The sequence below is a fragment of the Pseudarthrobacter defluvii genome, assembly GCF_030816725.1.
Taxonomy (GTDB): domain Bacteria; phylum Actinomycetota; class Actinomycetes; order Actinomycetales; family Micrococcaceae; genus Arthrobacter; species Arthrobacter defluvii_A.
The window spans coordinates 1,581,528-1,607,555 of the sequence record NZ_JAUSYG010000001.1 but is presented as its reverse complement, the minus strand read 5'-3'; the positions used below and the strand labels follow the sequence as shown (position 1 = coordinate 1,607,555).

21 protein-coding genes, 2 tRNA genes and 1 pseudogene are annotated in these 26,028 nt (G+C 67.5%); 5 read left to right on the top strand and 19 right to left on the bottom strand.

Annotated elements, in window-relative coordinates; translation table 11 throughout:
- Positions 1-10 precede the first annotated feature (10 nt).
- Genes QF031_RS07475 through thiL form a run of 3 tightly spaced genes read right to left on the bottom strand, consistent with a single transcriptional unit; the run spans position 11 to position 4,326 of the window.
- Complete coding sequence (locus QF031_RS07475; RefSeq protein ID WP_307426091.1) at positions 11-2,281, bottom strand: ATP-dependent DNA helicase RecG; 2,271 nt, start codon at positions 2,279-2,281, stop codon at positions 11-13.
- Positions 2,271-3,257: a DAK2 domain-containing protein gene (locus tag QF031_RS07470; RefSeq protein ID WP_307433216.1), complete on the bottom strand. Its 987-nt coding sequence runs from the start codon at positions 3,255-3,257 to the stop codon at positions 2,271-2,273. The genes QF031_RS07475 and QF031_RS07470 overlap by 11 nt, the downstream gene beginning before the upstream one ends.
- 22 nt (positions 3,258-3,279) lie before the next feature.
- Positions 3,280-4,326: a thiamine-phosphate kinase gene (thiL, locus tag QF031_RS07465; RefSeq protein ID WP_307426088.1), complete on the bottom strand. Its 1,047-nt coding sequence runs from the start codon at positions 4,324-4,326 to the stop codon at positions 3,280-3,282.
- Positions 4,327-4,417: 91 nt separating this feature from the next.
- On the opposite strand from thiL, the gene QF031_RS07460 reads away from it, so the two are divergent.
- A complete protein-coding gene (locus QF031_RS07460) occupies positions 4,418-4,921 on the top strand; it encodes a DUF3515 domain-containing protein (RefSeq protein WP_307426086.1) in 504 nt (167 codons plus the stop codon).
- A gap of 168 nt (positions 4,922-5,089) precedes the next feature.
- On the opposite strand, the gene QF031_RS07455 is transcribed toward QF031_RS07460, so the two are convergent.
- The 6 genes from QF031_RS07455 to leuC all read right to left on the bottom strand — a co-directional run bounded on the left by QF031_RS07455 (position 5,090) and on the right by leuC (position 11,610).
- Positions 5,090-6,238 (bottom strand): D-alanine--D-alanine ligase family protein, encoded by a 1,149-nt coding sequence (locus QF031_RS07455; protein WP_307426083.1) that lies wholly within the window; start codon positions 6,236-6,238, stop codon positions 5,090-5,092.
- Between the two features lie 2 nt (positions 6,239-6,240).
- Positions 6,241-7,290, bottom strand: coding sequence for an NAD(P)H-dependent glycerol-3-phosphate dehydrogenase (locus QF031_RS07450; RefSeq protein ID WP_307426080.1), 1,050 nt, complete (start codon positions 7,288-7,290; stop codon positions 6,241-6,243).
- Positions 7,287-8,060 carry a lysophospholipid acyltransferase family protein gene (locus QF031_RS07445; protein ID WP_307426076.1) on the bottom strand — a complete coding sequence of 258 codons (774 nt, stop codon included), beginning with the start codon at positions 8,058-8,060 and terminating at the stop codon, positions 7,287-7,289. Before QF031_RS07445 ends, QF031_RS07450 begins: the two co-directional genes overlap by 4 nt.
- A 9-nt stretch (positions 8,061-8,069) precedes the next feature.
- The gene (murA, locus tag QF031_RS07440; RefSeq protein WP_307426072.1) at positions 8,070-9,395 is read right to left on the bottom strand and encodes a UDP-N-acetylglucosamine 1-carboxyvinyltransferase; all 1,326 of its coding nucleotides are present in this window, start codon (positions 9,393-9,395) and stop codon (positions 8,070-8,072) included.
- Positions 9,396-9,543: 148 nt separating this feature from the next.
- On the bottom strand, positions 9,544-10,146 hold the full coding sequence (leuD, locus tag QF031_RS07435) for a 3-isopropylmalate dehydratase small subunit (RefSeq protein ID WP_307426070.1): 603 nt from the start codon (positions 10,144-10,146) through the stop codon (positions 9,544-9,546).
- Between the two features lie 9 nt (positions 10,147-10,155).
- On the bottom strand, positions 10,156-11,610 hold the full coding sequence (gene leuC / locus QF031_RS07430) for a 3-isopropylmalate dehydratase large subunit (protein WP_307426067.1): 1,455 nt from the start codon (positions 11,608-11,610) through the stop codon (positions 10,156-10,158).
- Between the two features lie 113 nt (positions 11,611-11,723).
- On the opposite strand from leuC, the gene QF031_RS07425 reads away from it, so the two are divergent.
- Positions 11,724-12,443, top strand: coding sequence for an IclR family transcriptional regulator (locus QF031_RS07425; protein ID WP_013601431.1), 720 nt, complete (start codon positions 11,724-11,726; stop codon positions 12,441-12,443).
- Between the two features lie 61 nt (positions 12,444-12,504).
- Positions 12,505-13,035, top strand: a pseudogene (locus QF031_RS07420) (DUF1697 domain-containing protein); the annotation flags it as partial.
- A gap of 33 nt (positions 13,036-13,068) precedes the next feature.
- Here the strand turns inward: QF031_RS07420 and QF031_RS07415 are convergent.
- The 4 genes from QF031_RS07415 to QF031_RS07400 form a co-directional block, all read right to left on the bottom strand.
- A complete protein-coding gene (locus QF031_RS07415) occupies positions 13,069-14,685 on the bottom strand; it encodes a GTPase (RefSeq protein WP_307426064.1) in 1,617 nt (538 codons plus the stop codon).
- Positions 14,682-16,448, bottom strand: coding sequence for a dynamin family protein (locus QF031_RS07410; protein ID WP_307426062.1), 1,767 nt, complete (start codon positions 16,446-16,448; stop codon positions 14,682-14,684). Before QF031_RS07410 ends, QF031_RS07415 begins: the two co-directional genes overlap by 4 nt.
- 190 nt (positions 16,449-16,638) lie before the next feature.
- Positions 16,639-16,714: transfer RNA gene (locus tag QF031_RS07405), tRNA-Glu, on the bottom strand.
- 128 nt (positions 16,715-16,842) lie between these two features.
- Positions 16,843-16,914: transfer RNA gene (locus QF031_RS07400), tRNA-Gln, on the bottom strand.
- Between the two features lie 301 nt (positions 16,915-17,215).
- On the opposite strand from QF031_RS07400, the gene QF031_RS07395 reads away from it, so the two are divergent.
- Positions 17,216-18,781 (top strand): hypothetical protein, encoded by a 1,566-nt coding sequence (locus QF031_RS07395; RefSeq protein WP_307426060.1) that lies wholly within the window; start codon positions 17,216-17,218, stop codon positions 18,779-18,781.
- Positions 18,782-18,841: 60 nt separating this feature from the next.
- Here QF031_RS07395 and QF031_RS07390 read toward each other — a convergent pair whose 3' ends face one another.
- The 4 genes from QF031_RS07390 to QF031_RS07375 are packed head-to-tail and all read right to left on the bottom strand — an operon-like array spanning position 18,842 to position 22,760.
- Positions 18,842-19,579, bottom strand: a complete 738-nt coding sequence (locus tag QF031_RS07390) for an HAD family hydrolase (RefSeq protein WP_307426058.1) — start codon at positions 19,577-19,579, stop codon at positions 18,842-18,844.
- A complete protein-coding gene (gene gltX / locus QF031_RS07385) occupies positions 19,579-21,093 on the bottom strand; it encodes a glutamate--tRNA ligase (RefSeq protein ID WP_307426056.1) in 1,515 nt (504 codons plus the stop codon). Before gltX ends, QF031_RS07390 begins: the two co-directional genes overlap by 1 nt.
- Positions 21,094-21,150: 57 nt before the next feature.
- Positions 21,151-21,927, bottom strand: a complete 777-nt coding sequence (locus QF031_RS07380; protein WP_142133497.1) for a fumarylacetoacetate hydrolase family protein — start codon at positions 21,925-21,927, stop codon at positions 21,151-21,153.
- Positions 21,928-21,932: 5 nt separating this feature from the next.
- Positions 21,933-22,760, bottom strand: a complete 828-nt coding sequence (locus tag QF031_RS07375) for an MBL fold metallo-hydrolase (RefSeq protein WP_307426051.1) — start codon at positions 22,758-22,760, stop codon at positions 21,933-21,935.
- A gap of 158 nt (positions 22,761-22,918) precedes the next feature.
- Between QF031_RS07375 and QF031_RS07370 the strand changes: the two genes are divergently transcribed.
- Positions 22,919-23,512: a hypothetical protein gene (locus QF031_RS07370; RefSeq protein ID WP_307426048.1), complete on the top strand. Its 594-nt coding sequence runs from the start codon at positions 22,919-22,921 to the stop codon at positions 23,510-23,512.
- 174 nt (positions 23,513-23,686) lie between these two features.
- Here QF031_RS07370 and QF031_RS07365 read toward each other — a convergent pair whose 3' ends face one another.
- Together QF031_RS07365 and QF031_RS07360 are read right to left on the bottom strand one after the other, a co-directional pair.
- Positions 23,687-24,799 (bottom strand): branched-chain amino acid aminotransferase, encoded by a 1,113-nt coding sequence (locus QF031_RS07365; protein ID WP_307426045.1) that lies wholly within the window; start codon positions 24,797-24,799, stop codon positions 23,687-23,689.
- A 113-nt stretch (positions 24,800-24,912) separates the two neighbouring features.
- Positions 24,913-25,965, bottom strand: coding sequence for a 3-isopropylmalate dehydrogenase (locus QF031_RS07360; RefSeq protein WP_307426042.1), 1,053 nt, complete (start codon positions 25,963-25,965; stop codon positions 24,913-24,915).
- Positions 25,966-26,028: the final 63 nt, after the last annotated feature.

Sequence of the window (26,028 nt, the reverse complement as noted above, 5' to 3'; positions counted from 1 at the left end):
GCTTTGGTTGCTAACCGCGTTCAAGGAACGCCTCCTTCTCGGGGTTGAGGTATTTCTCGATGGCATCGGCAAGCCCGGCGTGTCCGGCCAGCAGCGGATCCCGACCGACGATAGCCTGCGCGTCTTCCCTGGCGCGGGCAATGACGTCTTCATGGTCAAGGACCCGCAGCAGCTTCAGGGTGGACCTTCCCCCGGACTGCGATGCGCCCAGGATGTCGCCCTCACGCCGTAGCTTGAGGTCCTCCTGCGACAGGACAAAACCGTCCGTGGTTGCAGCCACGGCTTCCAGCCGCCGCCGGCTGGGGTGGCCGTGTTCAAGCGCGGTGACCAGCAGGCAGGTCCCGGGCAGGCCGCCGCGGCCCACGCGGCCACGGAGCTGGTGCAGCTGCGAGATGCCGAACCTGTCCGCGTCCAGGATGACCATCAAGGTGGCGTTGTGCACGTCCACACCCACCTCGATCACCGTGGTGGAAACGAGCAGCTTGATGCGGTTGGCAGTAAACCCGGCCATAGTGTCCGTCTTCAACTCCGGGTCCTGGCGGCCGTGGAGCGGAGCCAGCGGAACACCCGCCAGCGAGGGTTCGGCCAGCAGATAATCCACGACGCCGGTGACCGACGCGAGCTCCCGGCCCTCCTCCGCCTCCGCCCCCGGAGGCGCGGCCTCCCCCGGACTGAAGTCGCCGTCGTCGTCCGCTCCAATCTTTGGACACACGACGTACACCTGGTGGCCGGCGTCGATTTCCTCCCGCGCGCGCGCCCAGATCCGTGCCACCCAGGCCGGGTTCTCGGCAAGGCCCACGAGGTGGGTGGTGATGGGGGCCCGGCCCTTGGGCAGTTCGTCGAGGGTGGAGGTTTCAAGGTCGCCGAACACGGTCATGGCCACGGTGCGGGGAATGGGTGTGGCGGTCATGACCAGCAGGTGCGGCGGCTTCCGGGCCTTGGCCCGCAGGGCGTCGCGCTGTTCAACGCCGAAGCGGTGCTGTTCGTCCACCACGATCAGGCCGAGGTCGTAGAAGGATACGTTGTCGCTGAGCAGGGCGTGGGTGCCGATGATGATCCCCGCGGTCCCGGACGCGGCGTCCAGCATGGCTTGTTTCCGTGCCGCGGTGGGCATGGAACCGGTCAGCAGCGTGACCTGGACGGAAGGGCCGTTGGCGCCGGCCAGCCCGCCCAGGAGTCCGTCGCTGGAGAGTTGGCCCAAGGTGCGGCGGATGGAGTCGTAATGCTGGGCCGCAAGCACCTCGGTGGGGGCAAGGAGCGCAGCCTGTCCCCCGGCGTCCACCACCTGGAGCATGGCCCGCAGCGCCACGACGGTTTTACCGGAGCCCACCTCGCCCTGCAGCAGCCGGTTCATGGGCGTGTCCTGCGCCAGTTCCGTGGCGAGGGTTTTGCCGACGGCGGCCTGGCCGGCCGTGAGCGTGAACGGCAGGTTGTGGTCGAACTCGGCCAGGATTCCTTCCTTGACGGGGCGGCGGGCGGTGGCTTCCTCGGCGGCGAGCTGGGCGCGGCGCCGGGCCAATGCGGACTGCAGTACCAGGGCCTCCTGGTAGCGGAACCGGTCCCGTGCTCGTTTCCAGTCAGCCGCCGTTTCGGGCACGTGGATCAGCCGGTACGCGTCCGCCACAGGCAGGAAACCCTCCCGGGCTGACACTTCGGCCGGAAGCGGGTCCGCAAGCGAGCCGAGGTCCACGGTCTCCAGCAGCGTGACGATCACCTTCTGGATCTTCCAGCTGGGAAGCTTGGCCGTGGCTGGATAAACCGGGAGGGGCATGGCCGCGAGTTTTTCGGGGTCGTGACCGGCGTCGCTGAAAGGATCCTCGTCCAGGAGCTGGAAGTCGGGGTTTGTGAGGCCAAGCTTTCCCTTGAAGCTGGTAACCCTGCCGGAAAAGAGGGCGCGGCGTCCCTGCAGGAGTTCGTTTTTCGCTTTGAACCCGTTGAAGAAGCTGATCTTCAGCGTTCCCGGCACCTTGCCGCGGTAATCCTGGCCTCCCACCAGCCGCAGCCCCCGCTGCCCGTCGTCGTCGGAAACAATGACGTCCGTGATGGTTCCGCGGCGCGCCTGCATATGCCGCGTGCTGCTGGACAGCACCCGCGCGATCAGGGTGACTTCCTCGTCGAGCGGAAGCTCGCTGATGGGCGTCAGTTCACCCCGGGCCAGGTAACGGCGGGGAAAGTAGTTAAGGAGGCCTTCGACACTGGTGATGCCGAGGTGTTTTTCGATGACCGCGGCGGACCGCTTTCCAATGCGCCGTTCAAGGGCCAGGTCCAGCTCAGCGTTCATGCCCGCCGGTGTTCACCGCATCCACATCAGGGTCCCGGGAAAGCGCCAGCTCGCTGATGCTGATCTGGGACGGTTCACCGAGGGACTTGATAATGCGCACGGCCGGGTCCGGGTCCGGGACGTGCACGTGGACCCGCCACCTGTAGTTTCCGTCAGGGTCCGGGCCGCTGCCCACCTGGCTCATGATGACGGACTCCCCGATTTCATCGAGCCGCTGCCGCAGCGTGGCGGCGTTCAGGGGCGAAAGGGTGATGGTGCACATGAGTTCCACGCCGTCGTCGTCCGGCATCAACGCGTGGATGTGCGGATCGGAGACGTCGTAGCCGTGCAGGCCGTCGAGGAGCTCGTCCTGCAGTTCCTCGCCCAGCACAGCGGAGCGGAGGCAGTCGAGGATCAGCAGCATGCCCACCCCGCCGGCATCCACCACCCGTGCGGACTGGAGCGCATCGAGCTGTTCCTCGGTGTGGACCACGGCGGCCAGTGCCCCCTCCACGGCGGCGTCGAGGGTGAGGCCCAGGGCGTGGTTGCTGTCATCGCCGTCCTGGCCGGCGTCGACGGCGGCTGCAGCACGGGCAGCCGCTTCCATGACCGAGAGCATGGTTCCGGGTACGGGGTCGCTCAGGGCGGACCAGGCGCGGATCTGGGCACGGTTCAGGGCTGCCGCGAGGAGCGTGGACGTCATGCGGGTGTGCCCGGCCAACGGCTCGGCCGCGGCGCACAGGAACACCGAGAAAAGCGTTCCGGAGTTTCCGCGCGCCTCCTCCATGGCTGCCTGGCCGGCCGTGGCGAGAACTTCCCCGACGTCCACAGGTGCCGGCTGGTCCTCGGCGAGCACCAGGGAACGGGCAGCCGCGCGGACGGTGAGGTACAGGTTGGTGCCGGTATCGCCGTCAGCCACCGGGAAGATGTTGATGGCGTTGAGCCGGTCGCTGTGGTTTCCCAGGGCAGTCTCAGCCTTGCCCAGCCACCTCTTCATCGCAAGCGCGTTGGCGGCAACCTTAGTGTGCAAAGTGATCCCATCCCCCGGTGTCCACGGCCCGGCCCGCTGTCAGGACGCCCGGGCCATCGTCGGTACCGAGTGCATGTATCGAGCCTAGCGCAGTGAATCCGGGTGGCAGCTGAACATCGGCAGGGAATGTGGCCAGCAGTCCGTGGTCCTCGCCGCCACCCAGCACCCACTGTGCGGGATCTGCATCGAGCAAGCAAGCTGCGGGGGCCAGGAGATCCGCCAGGCGGGCAAGGCGGTCCGGATCGAGGGAGACGGCGACGTTGCTGGCGGCAGCCAGCCTGTTGCCGTCGAGCAGGAGCCCGTCGGAAATGTCCAGCATTGCCGTGGCACCTGCGTCCCTGGCGGCCGGTCCTGCAGCCAGCGGCGGACGGGGGCGGCACTGCAGATCCACGAAGGCACGTTCCGCCGGGCCCAGGGTGCCCATCGGGACGTCCGCTTCAAGCAGGGCCAAGCCTGCCGCGGCGTGGCCGACTGTTCCTGCCAGTGCCAGGATGTCCCCTGCCCGGGCGCCTGACCGGAGGACCGGCCGCCCGCCGTCGAGCGTTCCCAGCACGGCCACCGTCACCGAAATTTCGCGGCCGCGGCCCAGGTCCCCGCCCGCGACCGAACAGCGGGCTGCTCCGAGCTCCCGGATGCCGGCTGTGAGCCCGTCCGCCAGGTCCTCCACCCAGCTGACGGGCGTGTCGACGGGAAGGGTGAGGCTGACCACCATGGACGTTGCCTCCGCGCCCATCGCATTGATGTCGCTGAGGTTCTGCGCGGCTGCCTTCCACCCGACGTCGAATCCGGTGGTGCGGTAGCCGTTGGGCCACAGCAGCCGGAAGTCCTGGTCCTGGACCTGGGTATCGATGCTGACAACGGTCTTCCCGTCCGGGGCTGCGACGACGGCGGCATCATCGCCCGGCCCCAGCAAAGTGCTTGTGGTATGCCCGGCCTCCATCCGGAGGCGCGGAAAAATCCGGGCCAGCAGGTCGGCTTCGGAAAGGCCGGCGACAGTAGGCTGGCGGTCAACGCGGTTACGCAGGTCTTCAGGCACGCCACTACGCTACCGCGCCGGGCTGACATCGTGTCCGGGCGGGACGGCGGCGGGTGTCCGGGGTGGACGGCGACGGCGATAGGCTGGAAGCATGCACCAGCTCCACCTGCCCCTGTCCGCCCGCGCCGCCAGGATGGCAATGGCCGGGGCAGTCGCCGCCCTTACCCTGTCTGCCTGCTCTCCAGCAGTGGATGTCACCGCCGCCAAGGACGCCGCCAATCCGGCGTGCGCGCCAATGATGGTGGCCCTCCCGGATGCCATTGGCGATTCAAAGCTGCGGAAGACCAACAGCCAGGCCACCGCGGCATGGGGCGATCCATCACAGGTCATCCTGCGCTGCGGGGTCAACGTGCCCGGGCCGACCACCGACCGCTGCGTCACCGTCAACGGCATCGACTGGGTCATCAAGGAGGGCGACCCGGTATGGACGCTGACCACCTACGGCCGGGAACCTGCCACAGAGATCCTGATGGACCCGGACAAGATCAGCTCCGCAACGGTACTGGCAGACCTGGCCGCAGCAGCCGCCAAGGTCCCCTCCTCGCGGAACTGCGTGGGCCAGGAGGAGCTGCAGAACCTGCCCAAGAGCCAGTAGGCCTAGGCCGGCTCACCGTCCGAGCGCAGCGAGGCTAGGGTGCCGGTGGTGGGCCCACGCCGGCAGGGTTCCCTGGCCGAAGCGCAGCGAGGCTAGGGTGCCGGTGGTGGGCCCACGCCGGCAGGGTTCCCTGGCCGAAGCGAAGCGAGGCTAGGGTGCCGGTGGGGATCAGCGGAGGCCGGTCTTGCGGTTCAGGGCCAGGTAGATGAGTTCGTCGATCAGGTCGGCGTAGCCCAGGCCGGATGCAGCCCACATCTGCGGGTACATGCTCTTGGGTGTGAAGCCGGGCATCGTGTTGATCTCATTGATGATCAGCTCGCCCTCGGGCGTGTAAAAGAAGTCCACGCGGCTCAGGCCCTCGGCGCCGACGGCGTCGAACGCGGCGGCAGCCAGTTCGCGGACCCTGGAAATTGCCTCGGCAGGAATGTCCGCGGGGCAGCTGAGGGCCGCGGCGTCATCCTCGACGTACTTGGCCGTGAAGTCATAAAACTGGTGGGTTCCGCCGGATACGGAGATTTCCCCGGGCATGGAGGTCCGCGGCGCGTCGGTGCCCCTGCCTTCCAGGACCGCGCATTCGATTTCGCGTCCCACAATGCCCGCTTCGATGACGAGCTTGAGATCGTGGCGGCGGGCTTCTTCGATGGCAGCGTCCAGCTCGTCCAGGGAGTCGACCTTGGAGATCCCCATGGACGAGCCGGCGCGGGCCGGCTTGACGAACACGGGGAATCCGAGCCGGTCCACTTGCTTGCGGACGGACTCGGGATCCCTGCGCCACTGCCTGTCAGTCACTGCCACATAGGGGCCCACGCGGAGTCCGGCAGCTTCGAAGACCACCTTCATGTAGTGCTTGTCCATGCCGACAGCCGAGGCGAGGACCCCCGCGCCAACGTACCGGGTGTCCGAAAGCTCCAGGAGCCCCTGGATGGTGCCGTCCTCGCCGAAGGGGCCGTGCAGCAGCGGGAAGACCACGTCAACGGCGCCCAGTTCCTGGGGAACCTGGTTGGGCGATGCCACGATCAGCTGATGTTCCCCGCCGATCTCGGCCAAGGTGACAGTCTGCGACGACGGCACCACCTCGGGGAGGGAGGACGCCGCGAGGGACCACTGCGCCGTTTCAGCGGGGGCAAGGACCCACTGCCCGGTCTTGGCAATCCCGATCGGGATCACCTCGTATTTGTCCTTGTTAATGGCACCCAGGACACCGGCGGCGGTGACGCAGCTTACGGCATGTTCGCTGGAGCGGCCGCCGAAGAGCACGGCAACGCGCGGTTTCCTGGTGTTGGCCGTTTCCCCGGCGGGGGTTGTGTCATGGGACATGGTCAGTAATCGCCTTCAGGTTTCAATTCCCGGGACAGCAGAACCGGCCCCAGTTGGTCAACGGACAGCTTGCCTGCCAGCACCGCGACGACGGCGGCCGTGATGGGCATTTCGACGCCGAGCTTGCCGGCAAGCTCATGGACGGCCTGGCCGGACTTGATGCCTTCGGCGGTCTGGGTCATCTTTTTGCCCACCTCCTCCAGCGTCAGGCCCTCGCCCAGCAGCCTGCCGGCGGTATGGTTCCGGGACAGCGCTGAGGAGCAGGTTGCCACGAGGTCGCCCAGCCCGGCGAGGCCGGCCATGGTCTTCGCCTCGCCGCCCAGCGCCAGTGCCAGGCGGGACGTTTCGGCGAGCCCGCGGGTGATCACCGAGGCCTTGGTGTTGTCCCCCATCTGCTTGCCCTCGCAGATGCCCACGGCTAGTGCGATCACGTTCTTGACGATGCCGCCGATTTCGACACCGACGACGTCCGCCGTGGTGTAGGGCCGAAAGTAGGGGGCGGTGCAGGTCCTGGCGAGCCAGCCGGCTGTGGCGGAATCCGTGCAGGCCACGACGGACGCCGTCGGCTCCTCGCGCGCAATTTCCATGGCGAGGTTGGGTCCGGAGACGACGGCGATGCGTTCCAGCGGCAGGCCCAGTTCCGCACTGATGACCTCGCTCATCCGGGCGTCCGTTCCAAGCTCCAGGCCCTTCATGAGGGAGACGACGACGGCGCCGGGGGCGATCATGTCCTTCCACTCCCGCAGCTGGGGGCGCAGTGACTGGGCCGGTACGGCAACCACCACCAGTTCCGCCCCTGCCAACACCTGGCGGACGTCAGTCGACGCCGTGATGCTCTCCGGCAGGACGATGTCCTTGAGGTAGTCGCTGTTGCGGTGGCTGGTGTTGATCTCCTCCACCACTTCGGCGCGCCTGCCCCACAGCTTGATGGCACGGGGCGTTCCCGTGGCGGTGGCTGCGTCCGCGAGGATCTTCGCGAACGTGGTCCCCCATGACCCCGCACCTAGAACGGCTACTGTTCGTGCCGCTCCCGGCTTTGCGTCAGCGGTCACTGAGCTTCCGTTCCTGCGCCGCCGGGCTGCTGTCCGCGTTCCACGAAGCGTCCGTGCTTGGCCTGCTGCTGTTTGGCCGGGTCCCAGCGTTCCGCGGGGGGCTGCTCGCCGCGCAGGCCGGCCAGCAGCGCGGTGATCGCGTCCATGATCACGTCTGTGGCCTCCGTCAGCGTGGCCTTGTCCAGGGGACGGCCGCTGAAAGCGCTGAGGTCCACCGGATCCCCCACCACGACGCGGGAGCGCTTGCGCGGGAACAGGTGGAACCGCTTGCCGTACCTGGGGAATACCTCGTGGGCACCCCAGTGGGCGATGGGCACCACAGGGATTCCGCCTTCGAGGGCCAGCCGGGCCGCTCCGGTGTGTCCCTTCATCGGCCACAGGTCGGGGTCGCGCGTCAGCGTGCCCTCCGGGTAGATGATGATTGCACCGCCCTCGGCCACGATCTCCTGTGCCACCTGCAGCGAACGGTTCGCTCCCGCCGTCGAACGCTCCACCGGCACCTGCTTGGTCGCCCGCAGCAGCGGACCCAGGCCGGGGACCTTGAACAGAGCCGCCTTGGCCAGGAAGTGCGGCGCCCGCTTCTGGTTGTACAGCATGTGCCCCACCACCAGGGGGTCGATCTCGGTGCAGTGGTTGGGCGCGGCGATGAAGCCGCTGGCGGGAAGTCTCTCGGTTCCTTCCCACGTCTTGGCCATCATGAGGTTCAGCAGCGGCCGGACGATGCCGGCAATGAACACAAATGTGGCCCTGCTCTTGGCAGATTCCTTCACGGTCCCGCTCTACTTCGTGGTGGTGATGTCGAAATCGGCACCGAGGCCGGCAAGCTTCTCGGTGAACCGCTCGTAGCCGCGGTTGATGATGTCGATGCCGGTGACCCGGGAGGTGCCGGTGGCGGCCAGGGCGGCGATGAGGTGGCTGAAACCGCCGCGCAGGTCCGGAACGTCGATGTCGGTTCCCTTGAGCTGCGTGGGGCCGGAAATCACGGCCGAGTGCAGGAAGTTGCGCTGGCCGAACCGGCACGGAACGCTGCCCAGGCACTCCCGGTGGACCTGGATGCTGGCTCCCATGCGGATCAGGGCGTCGGTGAAGCCAAAGCGGTTCTCGTACACCGTTTCGTGGACGATCGAGACACCCTCTGCCTGGGTGAGCGCCACCACCAGCGGCTGCTGCCAGTCGGTCATGAAGCCGGGGTGGACGTCGGTTTCGAGGACCAGCGGGTTCAGCTTTCCGCCCTTGTGGTAGAACCGGATGCCGTCCTCGCCGATGTCCATTCCGCCGCCCACTTTGCGGTAGGTGTTCAGGAAGGTCATCATGTCGCGCTGTGAGGCACCCTCGACGAAGATGTCGCCCCGGGTCACCAGCGCAGCCGACGCCCAGGAGGCCGATTCGTTGCGGTCCGAGAGGGCGCGGTGGTTGTAGCCGCCGAGGTCGCGGACGCCCTCGATGCGGATGGTGCGGTCCGTCTGGACGCTGATGATGGCGCCCATCTTCTGCAGCACGGCGATGAGGTCGATGATTTCCGGTTCCGTGGCGGCGCCGGAAAGCTCGGTGATGCCCTCGGCGCGGGTGGCGCTCAGCAGAACCTGCTCCGTGGCTCCGACGGACGGGTACGGCAGCGAGATCTTGGCGCCGTGCAGCCCCTTGGGCGCGGAGATGTGGATGCCGCCGGGGCGTTTCTCCACCACGGCACCGAACTGGCGCAGGACGTCCAGGTGGTAATCGATGGGGCGGTCGCCGATCTTGCAGCCGCCCAGGTCCGGGATGAAGGCCTCGCCGATCGCATGGATCAACGGCCCGCACAGCAGGATGGGAATGCGGGAGTCGCCCGCGTGGGCGTCGATGGCAGTGCTGGACGCCGTCTTTGCAGCCTTGGGGTCGAGGGTGAGGTCACCGTTAACCGGGTCTTTCTCCACGGTCACGCCATGCAGCTGAAGCAGGGAGGTAACGACCTCCACGTCCTTGATTTCCGGCACGTTCCGCAATACCGAGGGTTCGTTGCCCAGCAACGCCGCCACCATTGCCTTTGGAACAAGATTCTTTGCCCCACGGACGCTGACGCGGCCTGTAAGCGGGACACCGCCGCGGATTGTCAGAACACTACTCATATACCGGTTTCCTCACGATCACTAGCCCCCAAACCCTTGCAAAGGCTCCAACCAAGCATAGGAGGTCGCGTTACCGAACCGAAATAAGGGGGCACCGGCGGCGGGGCGTGGCGGGCACGCCGCGCCCCACCGGGATGGTGCGCAGCGGCTAGGAAAGCTTTGCCGGCAGGGTCTTGGGCTTGAACGCGGGGCGGGTCGCCTCGTAGGCCGTGATGTCGGCCTCGTGCTGGAGGGTCAGCCCGATGTCATCCAGGCCTTCCAGCAGGCGCCAGCGGGTGTAGTCGTCGATCTCGAAGGGGGCCACGATGTTGCCGCACACCACGGTCTTGGATTCGAGGTCCACGGTGACCTGGGTTCCCGGCGCGTTTTCGAGTTCCTTCCAGATGAGCTCGATATCGTCCTGTGCCACCTGCGCGGCCAGGAGCCCCTGCTTGCCGGAGTTGCCGCGGAAGATATCGGCGAACCGGGAGGACAGGACGGCCTTGAAGCCGTAGTCCTTCAGCGCCCAGACGGCGTGTTCGCGGGAGGATCCGGTACCAAAGTCGGGGCCGGCCACCAGCACCGAACCCGTGCTGTACGGCTCCTGGTTGAGGATGAAGGAGGGGTCCTTGCGCCAGGCGGAGAACAGGGCGTCCTCGAAGCCTGTCCGGGTGATGCGCTTGAGGTACACCGCAGGGATGATTTGATCGGTGTCGACGTTGCTCTGGCGCAGCGGGACGCCGATGCCGGTGTGCTTGGTGAACTTTTCCATGGTGTTGTCCTAGGCTGCGTCGATGCGGATGGCGGCGGGTTCGGGAGCCGGTTCGAGGTCCGACGGCGAGCTGAGCGTGCCGCGCACAGCCGTGGCTGCGGCCACCACCGGGGAAACCAGGTGGGTGCGGCCGCCCTTGCCCTGGCGTCCTTCGAAGTTGCGGTTGGACGTGGAGGCGCACCGCTCCCCCGGTTCAAGCTGGTCCGGGTTCATGCCCAGACACATGGAGCAGCCGGCGAACCGCCATTCCGCGCCGAAGTCCTTGAACACGCGGTCCAGTCCTTCGGCTTCGGCTTCGAGCCGGACGCGGGCCGAGCCGGGCACCACAAGCATCCGGACCTTCGGGTCCTTCTCGCGGCCTCGGATGATGTCCGCGGCGGCGCGCAGGTCCTCGATGCGGGAGTTGGTGCAGGAGCCCAGGAAGACCGTGTCCACACGGATGTCCTTCATCGGCGTGCCGGCCTCCAGGCCCATGTACTGCAGGGCACGTTCGGCGGCCGCCTTGGCGTTCTCGTCACCGAAGTCTGCCGGGTTCGGCACGGACTGGGACAGGGACACGCCCTGGCCGGGGTTGGTGCCCCAGGTGACGAACGGCTCCAGCGTGTCGGCATCCAGGTCCACCTCGACGTCGAAGACAGCGTCGTCGTCGGTCTTCAGCGTGTTCCAGTACTCGACGGCGGCGTCCCAGTCTGCGCCTTCAGGCGCATGCGGGCGGCCCAACATATAGGCGTACGTGGTTTCGTCCGGAGCCACCATGCCGGCGCGGGCACCGGCTTCAATGGACATGTTGCAGATGGTCATGCGGGCTTCCATGGACAGGGCCCGGATGGCGGAGCCGCGGTACTCCAGCACGTAGCCCTGCCCGCCGCCGGTGCCGATCTTGGCGATCACAGCGAGGATAATGTCCTTGGCGGTGACACCGGGGCGCAGCGTGCCCTCGACGTTGATGGCCATCGTCTTGAACGGCTTCAGCGACAGGGTCTGGGTGGCCATGACGTGCTCCACCTCGGAGGTGCCGATGCCCATGGCCAGGGCCCCGAAGGCGCCGTGGGTTGAAGTGTGCGAGTCGCCGCAGACCACCGTCATGCCGGGCTGGGTGAGGCCCAGCTGGGGACCCACCACGTGGACAATGCCCTGCTCGGCGTCGCCCAGGCTGTGCAGCCGGACGCCGAATTCGGCACAGTTGTTCCGCAGGGTCTGGATCTGGGTCCGGCTGGTGAGATCGGCAATGGGCTTGTCGATGTCCAGGGTGGGAGTGTTGTGGTCCTCGGTGGCAATGGTCAGGTCCGGGCGGCGCAGCTTGCGGCCGGCCAGCCGCAGGCCTTCAAACGCCTGCGGGGACGTGACTTCATGGACCAGGTGGAGGTCGATGAACAGAAGGTCGGGCTGGGCGTTGGCACCATCGCCGTCACCTTTGCGCACCACGTGTGCGTCCCAGACTTTCTCGGCCAATGTCTTTGCCATGGCCATCTCCCTTCACTGCTGTTTGGCTGATTAGTCCAACTGAATCAGGAGCGCTCAGTACTGCGCCACCCGAAAGATTTGCATCTCAGATAATGAGACGGCAATATCATTACATGGACAATTCTAGTGGCGTCGGCGTCATTGATAAAGCGGCCCAGGTGCTCGATGCCCTGGAGGCAGGACCCACCACCCTGGCGCAGCTGGTAGCCGCCACCGGCCTGGCGCGGCCCACCGTCCACCGCCTCGCTTTGGCGCTGGTCCACCACCGCCTGGTCAGCCGCGACATCCAGGGCCGCTTCGTCCTGGGCAGCCGGCTCGTCGAGCTCGCGTCGGCCGCCGGCGAGGACCGCCTCATCGCTTCCGCAGGGCCCGTGCTGATGCAGCTGCGCGACGCCACGGGCGAGAGCGCCCAGATCTTCCGGCGGCAGGGCGACTGGCGCGTCTGCGTTGCCTCCGCCGAGCGCCCCATCGGCCTGCGCGACACCATCCCGGTCGGCACCCAATTGTCCATGAAAGCCGGCTCCGCCGCCCAGGTCCTGCTCGCCTGGGAAGACCACGACCGGCTCCTCGAGGGCCTGCAGTCGGCCCGCTTCACCCCCACCGTGCTGGCAGGAGTACGACGGCGGGGCTGGGGACAGAGCCTCGGCGAGCGTGAGCCGGGGGTCGCCTCCGTCTCGGCACCGGTGCGGGGTCCCTCCGGCCGGGTGATCGCCGCCGTCTCCATTTCCGGCCCCATCGAACGGCTGACCCGCCAGCCCGGACGCCTGCACGCGGAAGTGGTATGCAACGCGGGACGGGTCCTGACCGAGGCACTGCGTAAGAACAACGACTGAGGCAGGAACAACGACCAGCAGCTTCCGCTCCCCCGGCCGCTCCCGCCGCTAGGCTGTGGCCATGGGCAGCTATGCAGTGTTCCTCCGCGGCATCAACGTGGGCGGAATCAACATCAAAATGGCGGATCTACGGGATGCTCTGAAGAACTGCGGGTTCCCGGACGCTACAACCCTGCTGGCCAGCGGCAACGTAGTGCTCTCCAGCACGCTGGACGCCGCCGCCGTCAAGCAGGAATGCGAACAGTGCCTGCGTGCGGCATTTGGCTACGAGGCGTGGGTGGTGGTCCTGGACGCCGGGAGGGTGGCCGAGCTGGTGGAAACCTGCCCCTATCCCGAGGATGACAAGACCACCCACACCTACATCACCATTTCATCGGACACCGGCGTCCTGGATGAGCTGGAAGCCGCCGGATCCGCCCTGGAGAACCATGACCAGCAGCGTCTGGGGCCGGAAGCCCTTGCCTGGTTTGCCCCCGTCGGCGGAACCCTGGACAGTCCCTTCAGCAAGGTCAGTGCCAAGCCGAAGTTCAAGGCCGCCACCACCACCCGCAACCTGCGCACCTTCATCAAGGTCCGTGACACTGCGGCCGCCGCCGGCCGGGGCGACAGGCCACGCGACAGATTCCTAGGCCTGCGCGGCTTTCTTCAGCGCCTTGTTGAAGGCCGCCAGCCGGGCAATCTCCCCCTCCACCGGTGCCACCACCAGCTCCTGCGCCGCACCTGCAACGGCACTGTTGAGCCGGCGTCGTGCCTTCGCAGCCCTGGCGCGGGCAGCACCTGCGGCAATAAAATGGCCGGTGATGGCCAGGAAGATCCCCAGCACCACCCCGAACGCGATCATCAGGGTGGGCACGGGCCACCCCTCCACCCGCGGCGCCTCCGGCACCGGCAACTGCAGGTAGCCCAGCCCTGCCAGCACCCCAAGCCAGCCCAGGCCGCCCAGGACAGTGAGCAGCGCCAGCCACTGGATGACGTTGAACACCCCCCACCACCAGGCTTTCCGGTTGGCTCCAAGGTCGGTTCCTGCGATGGCCTGGTCCAGGGCATCGGGCAGCCGGTCCCGTCCGGCCCTGGCGGTCCCCCGGATCGCGGCCCGCCAGGGCCCAGGGGCTCCCGCACCGGCGGAATCGGCGAATTCCCTGACCGCCGCGTCCGTCCTGGCCCGTTCCGGGGCGCCGGCGGCCGGCAGCGAGGTTCTGTTCACGGCGGCAGGAGCATCCCTTCGCAGGTTGAGCCGGCGCAACGGGTCCGGCCGGAAGCGGGAGAGCCAGCGTGTTGCGGGCCAACCCGTCCTGCGGACCGACTCCAGCCGGTACGATTGGCCCACTGCGCGCACCACGGCGGGGACGTTGGCTGCCACCGCCAACTCCTCGGCAAGCCGCGACTTTGCTGCAGAGCGCACCCCTGAAGCATCCCCCTCGCCGGAAGCGTGCCGCAGGACATCCGCGGCTTTTGTCACATCGGCCTCCAGCCGCCGGGACTGGGCCTGGCGCTGGACAGCCACTTTCCGGATCGCCGCACGCACTTCCGCGATTCCCGCTCCGGTCACTGCCGATGAGGCGAGTACGCGCACCTGTCCCAGCCCTTCCCCTGCAAGGATCGCGTGCAGCGAGTCGAGCACCGGCTGCACGTCATGCACCGGCAGCCGGTCCACCTGGTTCAGGACCACAAGTGTGACGGCCCCATGGGACGCCAGTGGCGCCAGGAATCCGTTGTGGACGGCGTCATCGGCATACTTCTGCGGGTCGAGCACCCAGACCAGGACGTCAACCATGCCCACCATGCGCTGCACGATCTCGCGGTTGGCCGCCCGGGTGGAGTCGAAATCAGGCAGATCCAGCAGGATCAGCCCGGTCTCTTCGCCGGCGAAGCCGTCCACCGGCGAGGCGTGGTGCCGGTTTCCCACCTCCAGCCAGTCAAGGAGCGCTTCGCTGCCCGCTGCTCCCCAGACCCCTGCCAGCGGTTCCGAGGTGGTTGGACGGCGGGCAGCCGCCGTCGCAATTTCCGCGCCGCTGACGGCGTTGAAAAGGGAGGATTTTCCGCTTCCTGTTGCACCGAAGAAGCCCACCACGGTGTGCCCGGCGGACAACGACCGGCGGGAACTCGCCCGTTCGAGGACGTCGAATGCTTCCTGCAGCACCTCGTCCGGGAGCACCCCCTCCCCCAGTTCCCGGGCGTCCTCAAGCGCCTGGAGCCTGCTGTCCAACCGTGAGGACGTGCGCCCCCCGCTGTGCCGGCTCACGGCCGCTCCGCCAAGCGGGACAGATTCGCAGCCTGCGCAGCAAGCCGCTGCGCGAGGTCCGGGTTTTCCTTCGGCAGGCGCTGCAGGAACTTCTGCGGTTCGTCCGCCAGCAGTTGCCGGCAGCGCACCGCAAGGTCTTCCCGGGCTTTGTCTGCCATGCGGCGCACCGCGTCCTCGCCGAACACCGCCTCCAGCAGGCGCTGGCCCACCACCGCGGTGCCCCCGGCCACGCCGATTTCCAGACCGGTTAGTCCGGCCGTCATCGAGAAAACCACGATCATCAGTGCGGCACCGAGCCCGTTAATGCCGAAGGACAACCACCGGGCCTGGGTGCGCTTGCCCTGCCCTTCCGTGCGGATCAGTTCCATCAATGCTTCCTGCCAGGCCCGGATCTCGGCCGCCGCCCGTTCGGGGAAGCCTGGCGAGGTGCCGGACAAATCGTCCCCGCCCAGCAGCTGACGGCCTGCGGGATCCGACCGCCACCGCTGGTCGGTGTCCTCCGCGGCATTGGCTGCTTCGTCCACGATCACGGCCTGAAGTCCGGTCTCAATGGCCGCCTCAACCCGGACCGCGGGGGCCGGTTCACCGCGGAAGAAGGCGCCCACGCGGTCCCTGAACCGGCCCACGTTCTGTTCGAGGGTCCGGAAGAACTCCCCGGTGCCCACAAAATCCTGCCAGCGTGCCAGCACCTCGCCCCGCAGGAGCGCTCCGTCCCTCGTTGCCTCGAGGATCCGGGTGGCCGCATCGCCATATGCCGCCACTGCGTCAGCTTCAAGGCGTGCAGCTGCCCGTTCCTGTTCACGGACAGCCTCAGCAATGCCCTCGATGCGCTGGGCCAGGGCCCGGACCGTCCCGTTCAGGGTCCGGCGAGCGACGTCGGCCCGGCCTGCAGCGTCAGCCGCCAGCGATGAGAGCCACTCCCGCAGCTCGTCCACGGTTCCCGCGGGCAGCATGCCGCCCGGATCCAGGACGGTTTCCGGGATGATGAAGAGGCGGCTTCCGGAGAGTCCTTCGCGGTCGAGGAGTCCGCGGAGGTCCTGGCTCACCTCGGCCTCAGCGCCCTCCGGCACCCGGTCCAGCACCACTGCCACGGTGATGTCCCGGGTGGCGGCGTCCAGGAGGAGCTTCCACGGGACCGCGTCGGCGTACCGGCTGGCCGTGGTGACAAACACCCAGAGGTCGGCGGCCGCGAGCAGCTGCCCGGCAAGCATGCGGTTCTGGTCCGAGATGGAGTCGACGTCGGGTGCGTCAAGGAGGGCGATACCTGCAGGCACCGCCGGGTCGGCGAGCAGTACCAGCGAGTCCACGGAGGCGCCGGGCGCGCCGGTTTGGTCCGTGCGCCCGGGCCCCGCCGCCAGGGTCCCGCGGATCCGGCCCAGCCCCGGCAGGACGCGCTGGCCTTCGAACCACGTTGCCTCGGCGGGGTTGTGCAACAGGATGGGCTGGCGGGTGGTGGGGCGGATGGCGCCTGCACGGGTGACAGGGTGTCCCACGAGGCCATTCACCAGGGTGGACTTTCCGGCACCCGTGGAACCGCCGACGACGGCAAGCAGCGGGGCGTCCAGGCTGCGGTACCGAGGAAGGATGTAGTCATCCAGCTGAGCCCGTGCCGCTGACGTTTCCCGCCGGGCCAGGTCCGCGCCCGGAAGGGCCAGTGGCAGCGGAAGGTCGTCCAGGCCGGCACGGATGTCCTCAAGCAGCGCGATCGCCGAAGTACTCTGCGGCGGCTGGGAGGCCTGGCCGTGCTCGTTGTGGGAGGTCACAGCAACATCATGCCAGTTGAGCTGCCCCGGAACGCTGGCGCGGCGCGTCGTCTCCAGCAGGACACTCCCCGGCTAAAGGACAACTCCCCGCGAAACGACGAGGGGTCTTGTCCACGTGGAGGGGAGATTCCTTTACGAGCTTCGGCAGAAACAAAAATGGCCCCGGACTGATGTCCGGGACCATTTCCAATGGTGACCCCAGCGGGATTCGAACCCGCGTTACCGCCGTGAGAGGGCGGCGTACTAGGCCGCTATACGATGGGGCCGTGTACTTCCGGCAGCGTTTCCGCTGCTCAAGCTCAGTGAGTATTTCACACACTTTGCTTCGGTTTCAAATCGGCGAACCGAGTGGAAACCTTCTGTTTAGCGGCTGAAATCAGCCCTCAAACCAGAGCTGGGATACCAGGACTCGAACCTAGAATGACGGTACCAGAAACCGTAGTGTTGCCAATTACACCATATCCCAATGGTACTTTCGGGCCGGTTTTCAGGGCGTTTTCCCTGCTCCGTGCGCCTCAGCACGAGAAATTACTTTACCTGAGACTTTCGGCTCGCACAAATCGACGCGTCATCGCGCAACCGGGAGCCAGCCAGGGCAATCGCGCCAAACCCTTGCCCACCTTCCCGGCGTGTGGTTACCCTCGAGTAAGTTACCCATCAGTAACAAGACTCCCGCCCCGTTTTTCGGGCACCCACAAGGAAACGGGAACGCCTTACCAACCACGGTCCACACCGCCGGGCAGCGTCGTCCGGCGGAGAGTTAGGAAGTGTCAGCGTTGACAACCCGCACAGCAAGCCTCGCCTCAGCCAAACCCAGACTTCGCTCCCAATCCGTAGCGATCATCGCCCTCTCCCTCCTGCTGGCCCTCTTCCTTGCCTTCTACACCTACCTCACAGGCCAGATCTCCAACGGCGCCGCGCAACTCATGGACGGCGCGGAGCAAGCTTCGGCGGGAGCCGCCCAGCTCAAGGAAGGGTCGGGGCAGCTTGCCACCGGCGCCGGCGCAGCGAACAAGGGAGCTGCGCAGGTGAAGGACGGCGCGGTCAAGGTCAAGGACGGCAGCACCGCATTGAACGCCGGCGCGGGGGAACTGCAGACAGGCGCCGGAAAGATCTACACCGGAGTCCGCGATCAGCTCGCGCCGGGGGTCGACAAGCTGCATGCCGGTACCACCAAGCTGCAGAATGACGTCCTGAACAAACTTGTCCCGGGTGTCTACCAGGTGGACGACGGCGCCAGGAAGCTCAAGGCCGGCGCTGTTGCCCTTTCCGCTGCGCTGACGCCCACGGCTGCCGGAAACGCACCGAACAACCTCGCCGACGGTGCGGGCCAACTGGCAGCAGGCACGGAGCAGCTCGCGGTGGGAGCCGGGCAACTGGATGCCGGGGCCACCAGCCTCAGCGCCGGTACCGCGGCGCTCAAAAACGGAACAGCCCAGCTGAAGGGTTACCCCGGTGCGGGGAACGATCCCACCAAGGGTGACGGGCTCGCTGCGCTCAGCCAGGGGCTGGACCAGCTAGAAGCCGCGGCAAACGGGCCCCAGGGCCTGGTTCCCCTGGCAGTGATCAAGGACCAGATCGCCAAACTGGCCGACGGCGGCCGGCGGGCTTATGCGGGGGCGGGACAGCTGGATGCGGGGGCAGCAAAGCTGAACGACGGCGCCGGCCAGCTGAAGTCCGGGACCGCCAGGCTGAGCACCGGAGCCACCCAGCTGAACGACGGCGCGGGGCGGCTGAAGGCAGGTTTCGCCACCTTGGGGGAAAAGCTCAACGCGACGGACCCACAGAATCCCGGCGTAGTGCTGGGCACGTCCATGCTGGCCGACGGCACGGCCAAAATCCGGGTGGGCATGGACGGTGTCCCCGGAAACCCGGACAGCCCGGGCCTGATTTACGCTGCCAACAACCTCCACGACGGCACCGCCAAACTCAGCGCGGGAATCAACGGCGACGGCGACCCGGCAAACCCCGGCCTGCTGGCCGGGACCCAGGCGCTCTCCGACGGCACCGCAACACTAAGCCAAGGAACAGGCCGGCTGCAGTCCGGCTCCGCCCAGCTCGCCGATGGTACGGGTCAACTGGCCGAGGGCAACGGCAAACTCGACGACGGGTCGGGCAAACTCGCCGAAGGTGCCGGCAAGCTGGCGGACGGTAACTCCCGCATTGCCGCTGGGACCCAGGAGCTGCATACGAAGGTGGCGGCTGTGTCGCCGTCGTCGTGGCTCAACAGCCCCGCGATCGCCCTGCTGCTCGTGGTCGTTCTGGTGGCTACCGCCGTCGCAGCCTATCTCGTCCTTCGCAGGCGTGCCCTGCGTTTCAAGGCAGCCGGCTGACGGCACGAGTCAGCCCCGTGGTGGCCGCGGTCCTTGGGAAAGGGCCGCGGCCGCTGCGCATCATCGGAGCAGCTGGTCCAGGGACGCGACCATGCCGCCGTCGAAGTCCTCCACGATCTCCCCCACGCGGTTGAGCCACACACCCACGAGCCCGGCCGCGGTGGAACCTTCCGCGTCCAGCAGCCGGTTATCGCCCACGTAGAGTGTCTCCGCGGGGGTGGTCCCCAGCAGCCTGACGCCTTCCAGGTACATCGCCGGGTGCGGCTTGGCGACGCCAAGGGTGTCGGTACCCACCAGGTGGGTGACCCGTTCCAGTCCGGCGCCGTCCAGCTTGGCCCGCTGGTAGTCGTGCACGTTGTTGCTCACGGCACCGTAGGGGATGCCGGCATCGTCCAGGACGTCCAGCAGGGGCAGCACATCGGGAAACGGCTTAACGTACGCGGGCTGCTTCTCCATGTAGGCGCTCAGCCACCGGTGCGATTCCACGCGGTCGGCCAGCTCCACGCCGAAGTGCCCCAAGGCGGCCCGTCCCCGGAGCAGGCGCTGTTCGTTGAACGTCAGCTCCCCGGCCAGGTAGCGGTCGTAGTAATGCGTGGTCTCGTGGGTGAAGATGCGCCCGAACCGCTCCCAGCCGGCCTGGTCCAGGCCGGGCAGGAGGTGTTCGCTGACCTCGCGCAGGGCGGTGGTCATGGAGTATTCGAGGTCCACCAGGGTGTCGTCAATATCGAACAGGACGCCCCGGACAGCGCCGAAGGGGGTCTTCAGGACGCCGGCGGGTGCCTGGCTGGGGGCTGTCATCAGCCGCGGAAGGCGCGGAGCCGGCGCAGGGAGGACTCCTTGCCCAGGATCACCATGGACTCGAACAGCGGCGGCGAGACGCGGCGGCCGGAAACCGCCGTGCGGACCGGGCCGAAGGCGAGCCGCGGCTTGATGCCCATGTCCTCCACGAGAGCCTGCTTGAGGGCGGCCTGGATGTTCTCCGCAGTCCAGTCGTCCACCGGTTCCAGGGCGGCGATGGCGGCGTCCAGCACCTCGGTCAGGTTGGCAGGAAGGCCCTTGCGCGCGTCATCGGCGACATCGACGGCGTCGTCCGCCTTGAACAGGAACGCCAGCATCTCGGGTGCTTCACCCAGCAGCGTGATGCGCTCCTGGACCAGGGGTGCGGCCTCGGTGAGGATCTCCTCCTCGCGGTCGGTCAGGATCTCCCCCACCAGCCCCGCCTCGCGCAGGTAGTGCGCCACGCGGTCGCGGAACACCTTGGGCTCGAGCATCCGTACGTGGGTGCCGTTGATGGCCTCCGCCTTTTTCAGGTCGAAGCGGGCGGGGTTGCCCAGGACGTCGTGGATGTCGAAGTGCTCCACGAGCTGCTCCACGGTGAAGATGTCCTCGTCGGCGCTGAGGGACCAGCCCAGGAGGGACAGGTAGTTCAGCAGCCCTTCCGGAATGAAGCCCCGCTCGCGGTGCAGGAAGAGGCTGGACTCGGGGTCGCGCTTGGAGAGCTTTTTGTTGCCCTGGCCCATGACGTAGGGCAGGTGGCCGAACTCGGGCATGTATTCGGCAACGCCGATGGCGTAGAGGGCCCGGTACAGGGCAACCTGGCGGGGCGTGGAGCTCAGCAGGTCCTCGCCGCGCAGCACGTGGGTGATGCCCATGAGGGCGTCATCCACCGGGTTGACCAGGGTGTACAGCGGAGCGCCGTTGGCGCGCACCACGGCGAAGTCGGGGACGGATCCTGCCTTGAAGGTGATCTCGCCCCGGACTAGGTCCGTAAACGTGATGTCCTCGTCCGGCATCCGCAGGCGAAGGACAGCCTGCCGGCCCTCCGCCCGGTACTGTGCCAGCTGCTCATCGGTCAGGTGGCGGTCAAAGCCGTCGTAGCCAAGCTTCGGGTCGCGGCCGGCAGCGCGGTGGCGGGCCTCGATCTCTTCCGGGGTGGAGAAGGACTCATAGATGAACCCGCCCTCGTGCAGCCGCTTGATGACGTCCTGGTAAATGTCGCCGCGCTGGGACTGCCGGTACGGCTCGTGGGGGCCGCCCACCTCCACGCCCTCGTCCCAGTCGATGCCCAGCCACTTGAGCGCGTCCAGCAGCTGGTGGTAGCTTTCCTCGCTGTCGCGTGCCGCATCCGTGTCCTCGATCCGGAAGACCAGGGTGCCCTTGGTGTGGCGCGCGTAGGCCCAGTTGAACAGGGCCGTCCGGATCAGGCCGACGTGCGGCGTGCCCGTGGGCGAGGGGCAGAAACGCACCCGGACGGGCGTTTCGGCGGTGACGGGCGGAATGGAGGCGGCAGGTGACGAAGAAGCGATACTCATAGTGGCTTCAACTTTACCCGTCTGGCCGGGCCCGGACTTCCGCCCGGACGGACAGTGCTAGCGGCGCACGATGGGGTTGGAGAGCCGGCCGATGCCCTCGATTTCCACCTCGAAGCGGTCGCCCTCCTTGACCAGCCCCACGCCGGCCGGCGTGCCCGTCATGATCACGTCACCGGGCAGCAGGGTGAATGCCTGCGACACCAGCGACACCAGTTCCCGCACGCCGCGGATCATTTGGCTGGTACTGCCGTCCTGGCGCACCTCGCCGTTGAGCCGGCCCTGGATTTGAAGGTCCTCGGTGTCCAGGTCGGTCTCGATCCAGGGTCCCAGCGGTGCCGAGGTGTCGAAGCCCTTGGCGCGGGTCCACTGGAGGTCGGTCTTTTGGACGTCGCGGGCCGTGAGGTCGTTGCCGCAGGTGTACCCGAAGATGACGTCATCCACGCGCTCTTCGGGCACGTCCTTGCAGATGCGGCCGATGACTACGCACAGTTCGGCTTCGAAGGAGACCTCTTCGGAGAATTCCGGCAGGACCACGGGGTCATTGGGGCCTACGACGGCGGTGTTTGGCTTCAGGAACAGCAGCGGCTGGGCGGGCACCTCGTTGCCCAGTTCCTTGGCGTGCTCCACGAAGTTCCGGCCCACGCCGATCACCTTGCTGCGGGGAATGATGGGCGCCAGCAGCCGGACGTCTTCCAGCTTGTGGCGCACGGACGTGCGCTCCACGCCGTTGAAGAACGGGTCGCCGTGGATGACAGTGATTTCCTCACTGCCCGGTTCACCTTCCACAACGCCGTACAGGGGATCGGAATCGACTACAAACCTGGCAATACGCATGGCTCCTACCCTACCGTTCCCGCCGTCGCCGCCTGTCCGTCCCCGCCATCACCGCGCAGGTAGGAAAGCTGCGCCGCGACCGACCGTTCGGCAGCGCGCCGGACGGAAGGGCCGACGTCGGCATAGACGGCGTCAGCCACCTCCCCGACGGTTGCGTCCCGGCCCAGCCGGCCGAGCACCGCGCGGATCTGCGCCAGCCGTTCCTCCCGGTGCGTTCGGTAGTCGCGGACGATGGCTTCCAGGGACGGCAGCACTGGGCCATGGGCCGGCAGGACGGTTGCAGCGCCCAGTGCCTCCAGACTGTCCAGGGATGCGAGGTAGTCGCCCAGGGCGCCGTCCGGGTAGTCCAGGACCGTGGTCCCCCGGCCAAGGACAGTGTCGCCCGTGAGCACCGACCCGTTTTGGCCGTCGGCCGGGAGGTGGAAGCAGGCGGAGTCCGAGGTGTGGCCCGGCGTGGCCAGCACGGTGATGTCCAGCCCTGCCGCCCGGATGGCTTCCCCGTGGGCCAGCGGCGCTCCCCCGCCGTGGCAGTGGGCGAAATCCATGGCGCGGACCGGCGCCCCGGTGAGCCCGTGCAGGCGGCCGGAACCGGCCGTGTGGTCCGCGTGCCGGTGGGTGACCAGAATCAGTTCGACGGCTCCTGCCGCGGCCAGTGCCGCCAGGTGCGTTTCGTCCTGGGGACCCGGGTCCACCACCACGACGGAGGAATGGCCCGGGGCACGCAGGAGATAGGAGTTGGTGCCGTCCAGGCTCATGGGCCCGGGGTTGGGGGCCAGGATGAACTGGGTAAGGCGGGAGCTGCGCTGCAGCGTGGGCCCGGAAGCAAAGGTCACCGCCCCATCCTTGCATCTGCAATGGCGCCTCTCCAGCCCGTCCCGGGCATGGACCTGCGGAAGGGAACAGGCGCCCCCGCGGAATAGAACACGCGCAGCCCAGGGTTGGCACCAGGTGACAGCACGACGATCTCCACCAGGAAGCCGGATACCCTCCCATGAGCACAGCAACACTCGCAGACCTTCTCGCACAGGCGGACGCGGACGGTCACGACCACGCGGCGACCGAGAAGGCCACCGGCCTCCTGCATGTCCACAACCACGCGACGGGCGGCATCGTGTGGTTTCCCACCTGGCAGAAGTTCCGTGAAACGGCTGACTGGACCGAAGCGGTGGCCGGCGTCACCGCCGAACTGGATGCCGCCCCTGCCCCGGCAGACCAGGCCGGCGCCGCGATCCTGGCCGCAGACCTGGAATCCCTGCTGGACCAGGCATCACGGTCCAGCGACGCCGGCGTCTTCGTGCAGGAAAACCTCACCCGCCACCTGACCCGGACCTGGGCGGTCGGTGACGCCGTGGCGAAGACAAACGGCACGGACCTGTTCACCGGCGGCCCCACCCCCTCCGTCTACGCCGGCTACCCCTACGATGTCCATGCCCAGGACGGGGGCGTGTTTGCCACCACGCTGTGGAACGACATCATCGACGCCCGCCGCAACCGGGCCCTGGCGGAGGAGGCTGCCCGCAAGGCACTCAAGCCGGTCTCCCGAAAGGCCATGAAGAACGCCGCCCGGAAGGCCGCGCGGCGCTGACCACCCGCCGTCGGCCACTTTCGGGCCAATCGGGCGGATCCTAAGCCTGTCCGCAGAACCCTGCCTTCAAGGCTCTGATCTGCGGACCAGGCCAGGGACTGGCACCCGGCTGGAACGCAGAACGGCGCCTGCCGGACCAAAGTCCGGCAGACGCCGTCGTACGTAAGCTTGGGCTTATGCCAGGCGGGTCAGCCAGCCGTGGGTGTCCGGCTCGGTGCCGGTCTGGATGCCCAGGAGCTTTTCGCGGATGGCCATGGTGACCTCGCCGGCCTTGGCGTCCTCGGAGCCGATGAACTCGGTGGCGTCCTTGAGGACCCCGATGGGGGTGATGACAGCGGCCGTGCCACAGGCGAACACCTCGGTGATGTCGCCCGAGGCTACGCCGTCGCGCCATTCGTCCAGGGTGATCTTGCGCTCGGAAACTTCGCGGCCCATGTCCTTGGCCACCTGGATCACGGACATCCTGGTGACGCCTTCCAGGATGGTGCCGGTGAGCGCGGGCGTGGCCAGTGAGCCGTCCTTCATGACGAAGAAGACGTTCATGCCGCCCAGTTCTTCCACGGCGTTGTCGTTGGCCTGGTCAAGGAACAGCACCTGCTTGCAGCCGTTGGCTTCCGCCTCCTGCTGGGCAATCAGCGAGGCTGCGTAGTTGCCGCCGCACTTCGCATCACCGGTGCCGCCGCGTCCGGCACGGGCATACTGGCGTGAGATCCAGATGGAGACGGGCTTGAGCTCGCCGCCGAAGTAGTTGCCGGCGGGCGAGGCGATGACCCGGAAGGAGACTTCACGGGCAGCCCGGACGCCGAGAAAGGCCTCGGTGGCGATCATGAAGGGCCGCAGGTACAGTGCTTCGCCGTCGCCGGAGGGCACCCATTCCTTGTCCACGGCCACCAGCTCGCGGATGGCGCTGAGGAAGTATTCGGCCGGCAGTTCGGGCAGGGCCAGCCGGCGGGCGGATTTGTTCAAGCGTGCCGCGTTGGCGTCGGGGCGGAAGGTCCAGACGGAGCCGTCCGCATGCCGGTAAGCCTTGAGGCCTTCGAAGATCTCCTGGCCGTAGTGGAAGACTGCGGCAGAGGGGTCCAGGACGATCGGACCGTAGGGTTCGATCCGGGCGTCGTGCCAGCCGCCGTTGCCGTCCGCGTCCACGCTGTAGTCGACGATGGCGGTGTGGTCGGTGAAGTAGTTGCCGAATCCCGGGTTCGCCAGGATGGCTGCACGCTCTTCGGCGGACTTCGGGTTCTCCGAGGGCTGCCGGGTGAATTCGACGCCATGGGCGGTCTGAGTCATGGTTCCTCCACGATCGGCCGCCCCTGGTTCAGCGCTGAACGGCGGGGCGGCATTTGGTGATTCGAGACAAGCTTACGCCCGCGGCCGGCGGCAACCCGCCGCGGCCAGTGCAGCTAGAGGCCGGCGGCGATGGCGTCGCCCACGGCGCTGGTGCTGCGTGCGGTCCCGTCGCGCTTTTCCACGTCGGCGGCCACTGCCGTTTCGATCCGGCGGGCGGCTTCGGTGTAGCCCAGGTGGTCCAGCAGGAGGGCGGCGGAGAGGATGGCCGCAGTGGGGTCCGCCTTGCCCTGGCCGGCGATGTCCGGCGCGGAACCGTGCACCGGCTCGAACATGGACGGCGCGGTGCGGTCCATGTTGATGTTGCCCGATGCGGCCAGGCCGATGCCGCCCGTGATGGCCGCGGCAAGGTCGGTGAGAATGTCGCCAAACAGGTTGTCGGTGACGATCACGTCGAAGCGGGACGGGTCGGTGACCATGAAGATGGTGGCGGCGTCCACGTGGAGGTAGTCGTGGGTGACCTCCGGGAATTCCTGGGCCACGGCTTCGACGGTGCGCTTCCACAGGTGGCCGGCGTAGACCAGGACGTTATGCTTGTGCACCAGGGTGACGTGCTTGCGCTCGCGCAGGCTGGCACGGCGGAAAGCGTCGCGGACCACGCGCTCAACTCCGTGCGCGGTGTTGAGCGAAACTTCGGTGGCAACCTCATGCGGCGTGCCCGCGCGCAGGGTGCCGCCGTTGCCGACGTAGGGCCCCTCGGTCCCTTCGCGGACCACGATGAAGTCGATGGTGCCGGGGTTGGCCAGGGGGCTGCCCACCGTTCCGTAGAGCCGCGAGGGCCGCAGGTTGACGTAGTGGTCCAGGCTGAAGCGCAGCTTGAGCAGCATCTCGCGCTCGATGATCCCTGACGGGATGCGGGTATCCCCGGGAGCAGCGCCCACGGCACCGAAGAGGATGGCGTCGCGCTTCTTCAGATCTTCCAGGACGTGGTCCGGGAGCGTCTCGCCCGTTGCAAGCCAGTGCTCTGCGCCGAGCTTGTAATGGGTCTGCTGGAGCTCCACACCCTCCGCGGCCACTGCCTTTTCGAGGACTTTGAGGGCCTCGGCGATGACCTCGGGGCCGATGCCGTCGCCGGGGATTACTGCAAGATCGATGGAGGATGCGCTCATGTTTTCAGCGTAGCCAAGACATCCATATGCTGGTCAAGCCGTCTCAGCACGTGGACAAGAGCG

Excerpts from the sequence above, each read along its gene's own strand:
- QF031_RS07370 (WP_307426048.1), top strand. The coding sequence starts at position 22,919 with ATGAGCACAGCAACACTCGCAGACCTTCTCGCACAGGCGGACGCGGAC.
- QF031_RS07380 (WP_142133497.1), bottom strand. The coding sequence starts at position 21,927 with ATGCGTATTGCCAGGTTTGTAGTCGATTCCGATCCCCTGTACGGCGTT.
- QF031_RS07360 (WP_307426042.1), bottom strand. The coding sequence starts at position 25,965 with ATGAGCGCATCCTCCATCGATCTTGCAGTAATCCCCGGCGACGGCATC.
- leuD (WP_307426070.1), bottom strand. The coding sequence starts at position 10,146 with ATGGAAAAGTTCACCAAGCACACCGGCATCGGCGTCCCGCTGCGCCAG.
- QF031_RS07455 (WP_307426083.1), bottom strand. The coding sequence starts at position 6,238 with ATGTCCCATGACACAACCCCCGCCGGGGAAACGGCCAACACCAGGAAA.
- leuC (WP_307426067.1), bottom strand. The coding sequence starts at position 11,610 with ATGGCAAAGACATTGGCCGAGAAAGTCTGGGACGCACACGTGGTGCGC.
- QF031_RS07475 (WP_307426091.1), bottom strand. The coding sequence starts at position 2,281 with ATGAACGCTGAGCTGGACCTGGCCCTTGAACGGCGCATTGGAAAGCGG.
- gltX (WP_307426056.1), bottom strand. The coding sequence starts at position 21,093 with ATGAGTATCGCTTCTTCGTCACCTGCCGCCTCCATTCCGCCCGTCACC.
- murA (WP_307426072.1), bottom strand. The coding sequence starts at position 9,395 with ATGAGTAGTGTTCTGACAATCCGCGGCGGTGTCCCGCTTACAGGCCGC.
- QF031_RS07460 (WP_307426086.1), top strand. The coding sequence starts at position 4,418 with ATGCACCAGCTCCACCTGCCCCTGTCCGCCCGCGCCGCCAGGATGGCA.
- QF031_RS07470 (WP_307433216.1), bottom strand. The coding sequence starts at position 3,257 with ATGAAGAGGTGGCTGGGCAAGGCTGAGACTGCCCTGGGAAACCACAGC.
- QF031_RS07425 (WP_013601431.1), top strand. The coding sequence starts at position 11,724 with ATGGACAATTCTAGTGGCGTCGGCGTCATTGATAAAGCGGCCCAGGTG.
- QF031_RS07390 (WP_307426058.1), bottom strand. The coding sequence starts at position 19,579 with ATGACAGCCCCCAGCCAGGCACCCGCCGGCGTCCTGAAGACCCCCTTC.
- QF031_RS07365 (WP_307426045.1), bottom strand. The coding sequence starts at position 24,799 with ATGACTCAGACCGCCCATGGCGTCGAATTCACCCGGCAGCCCTCGGAG.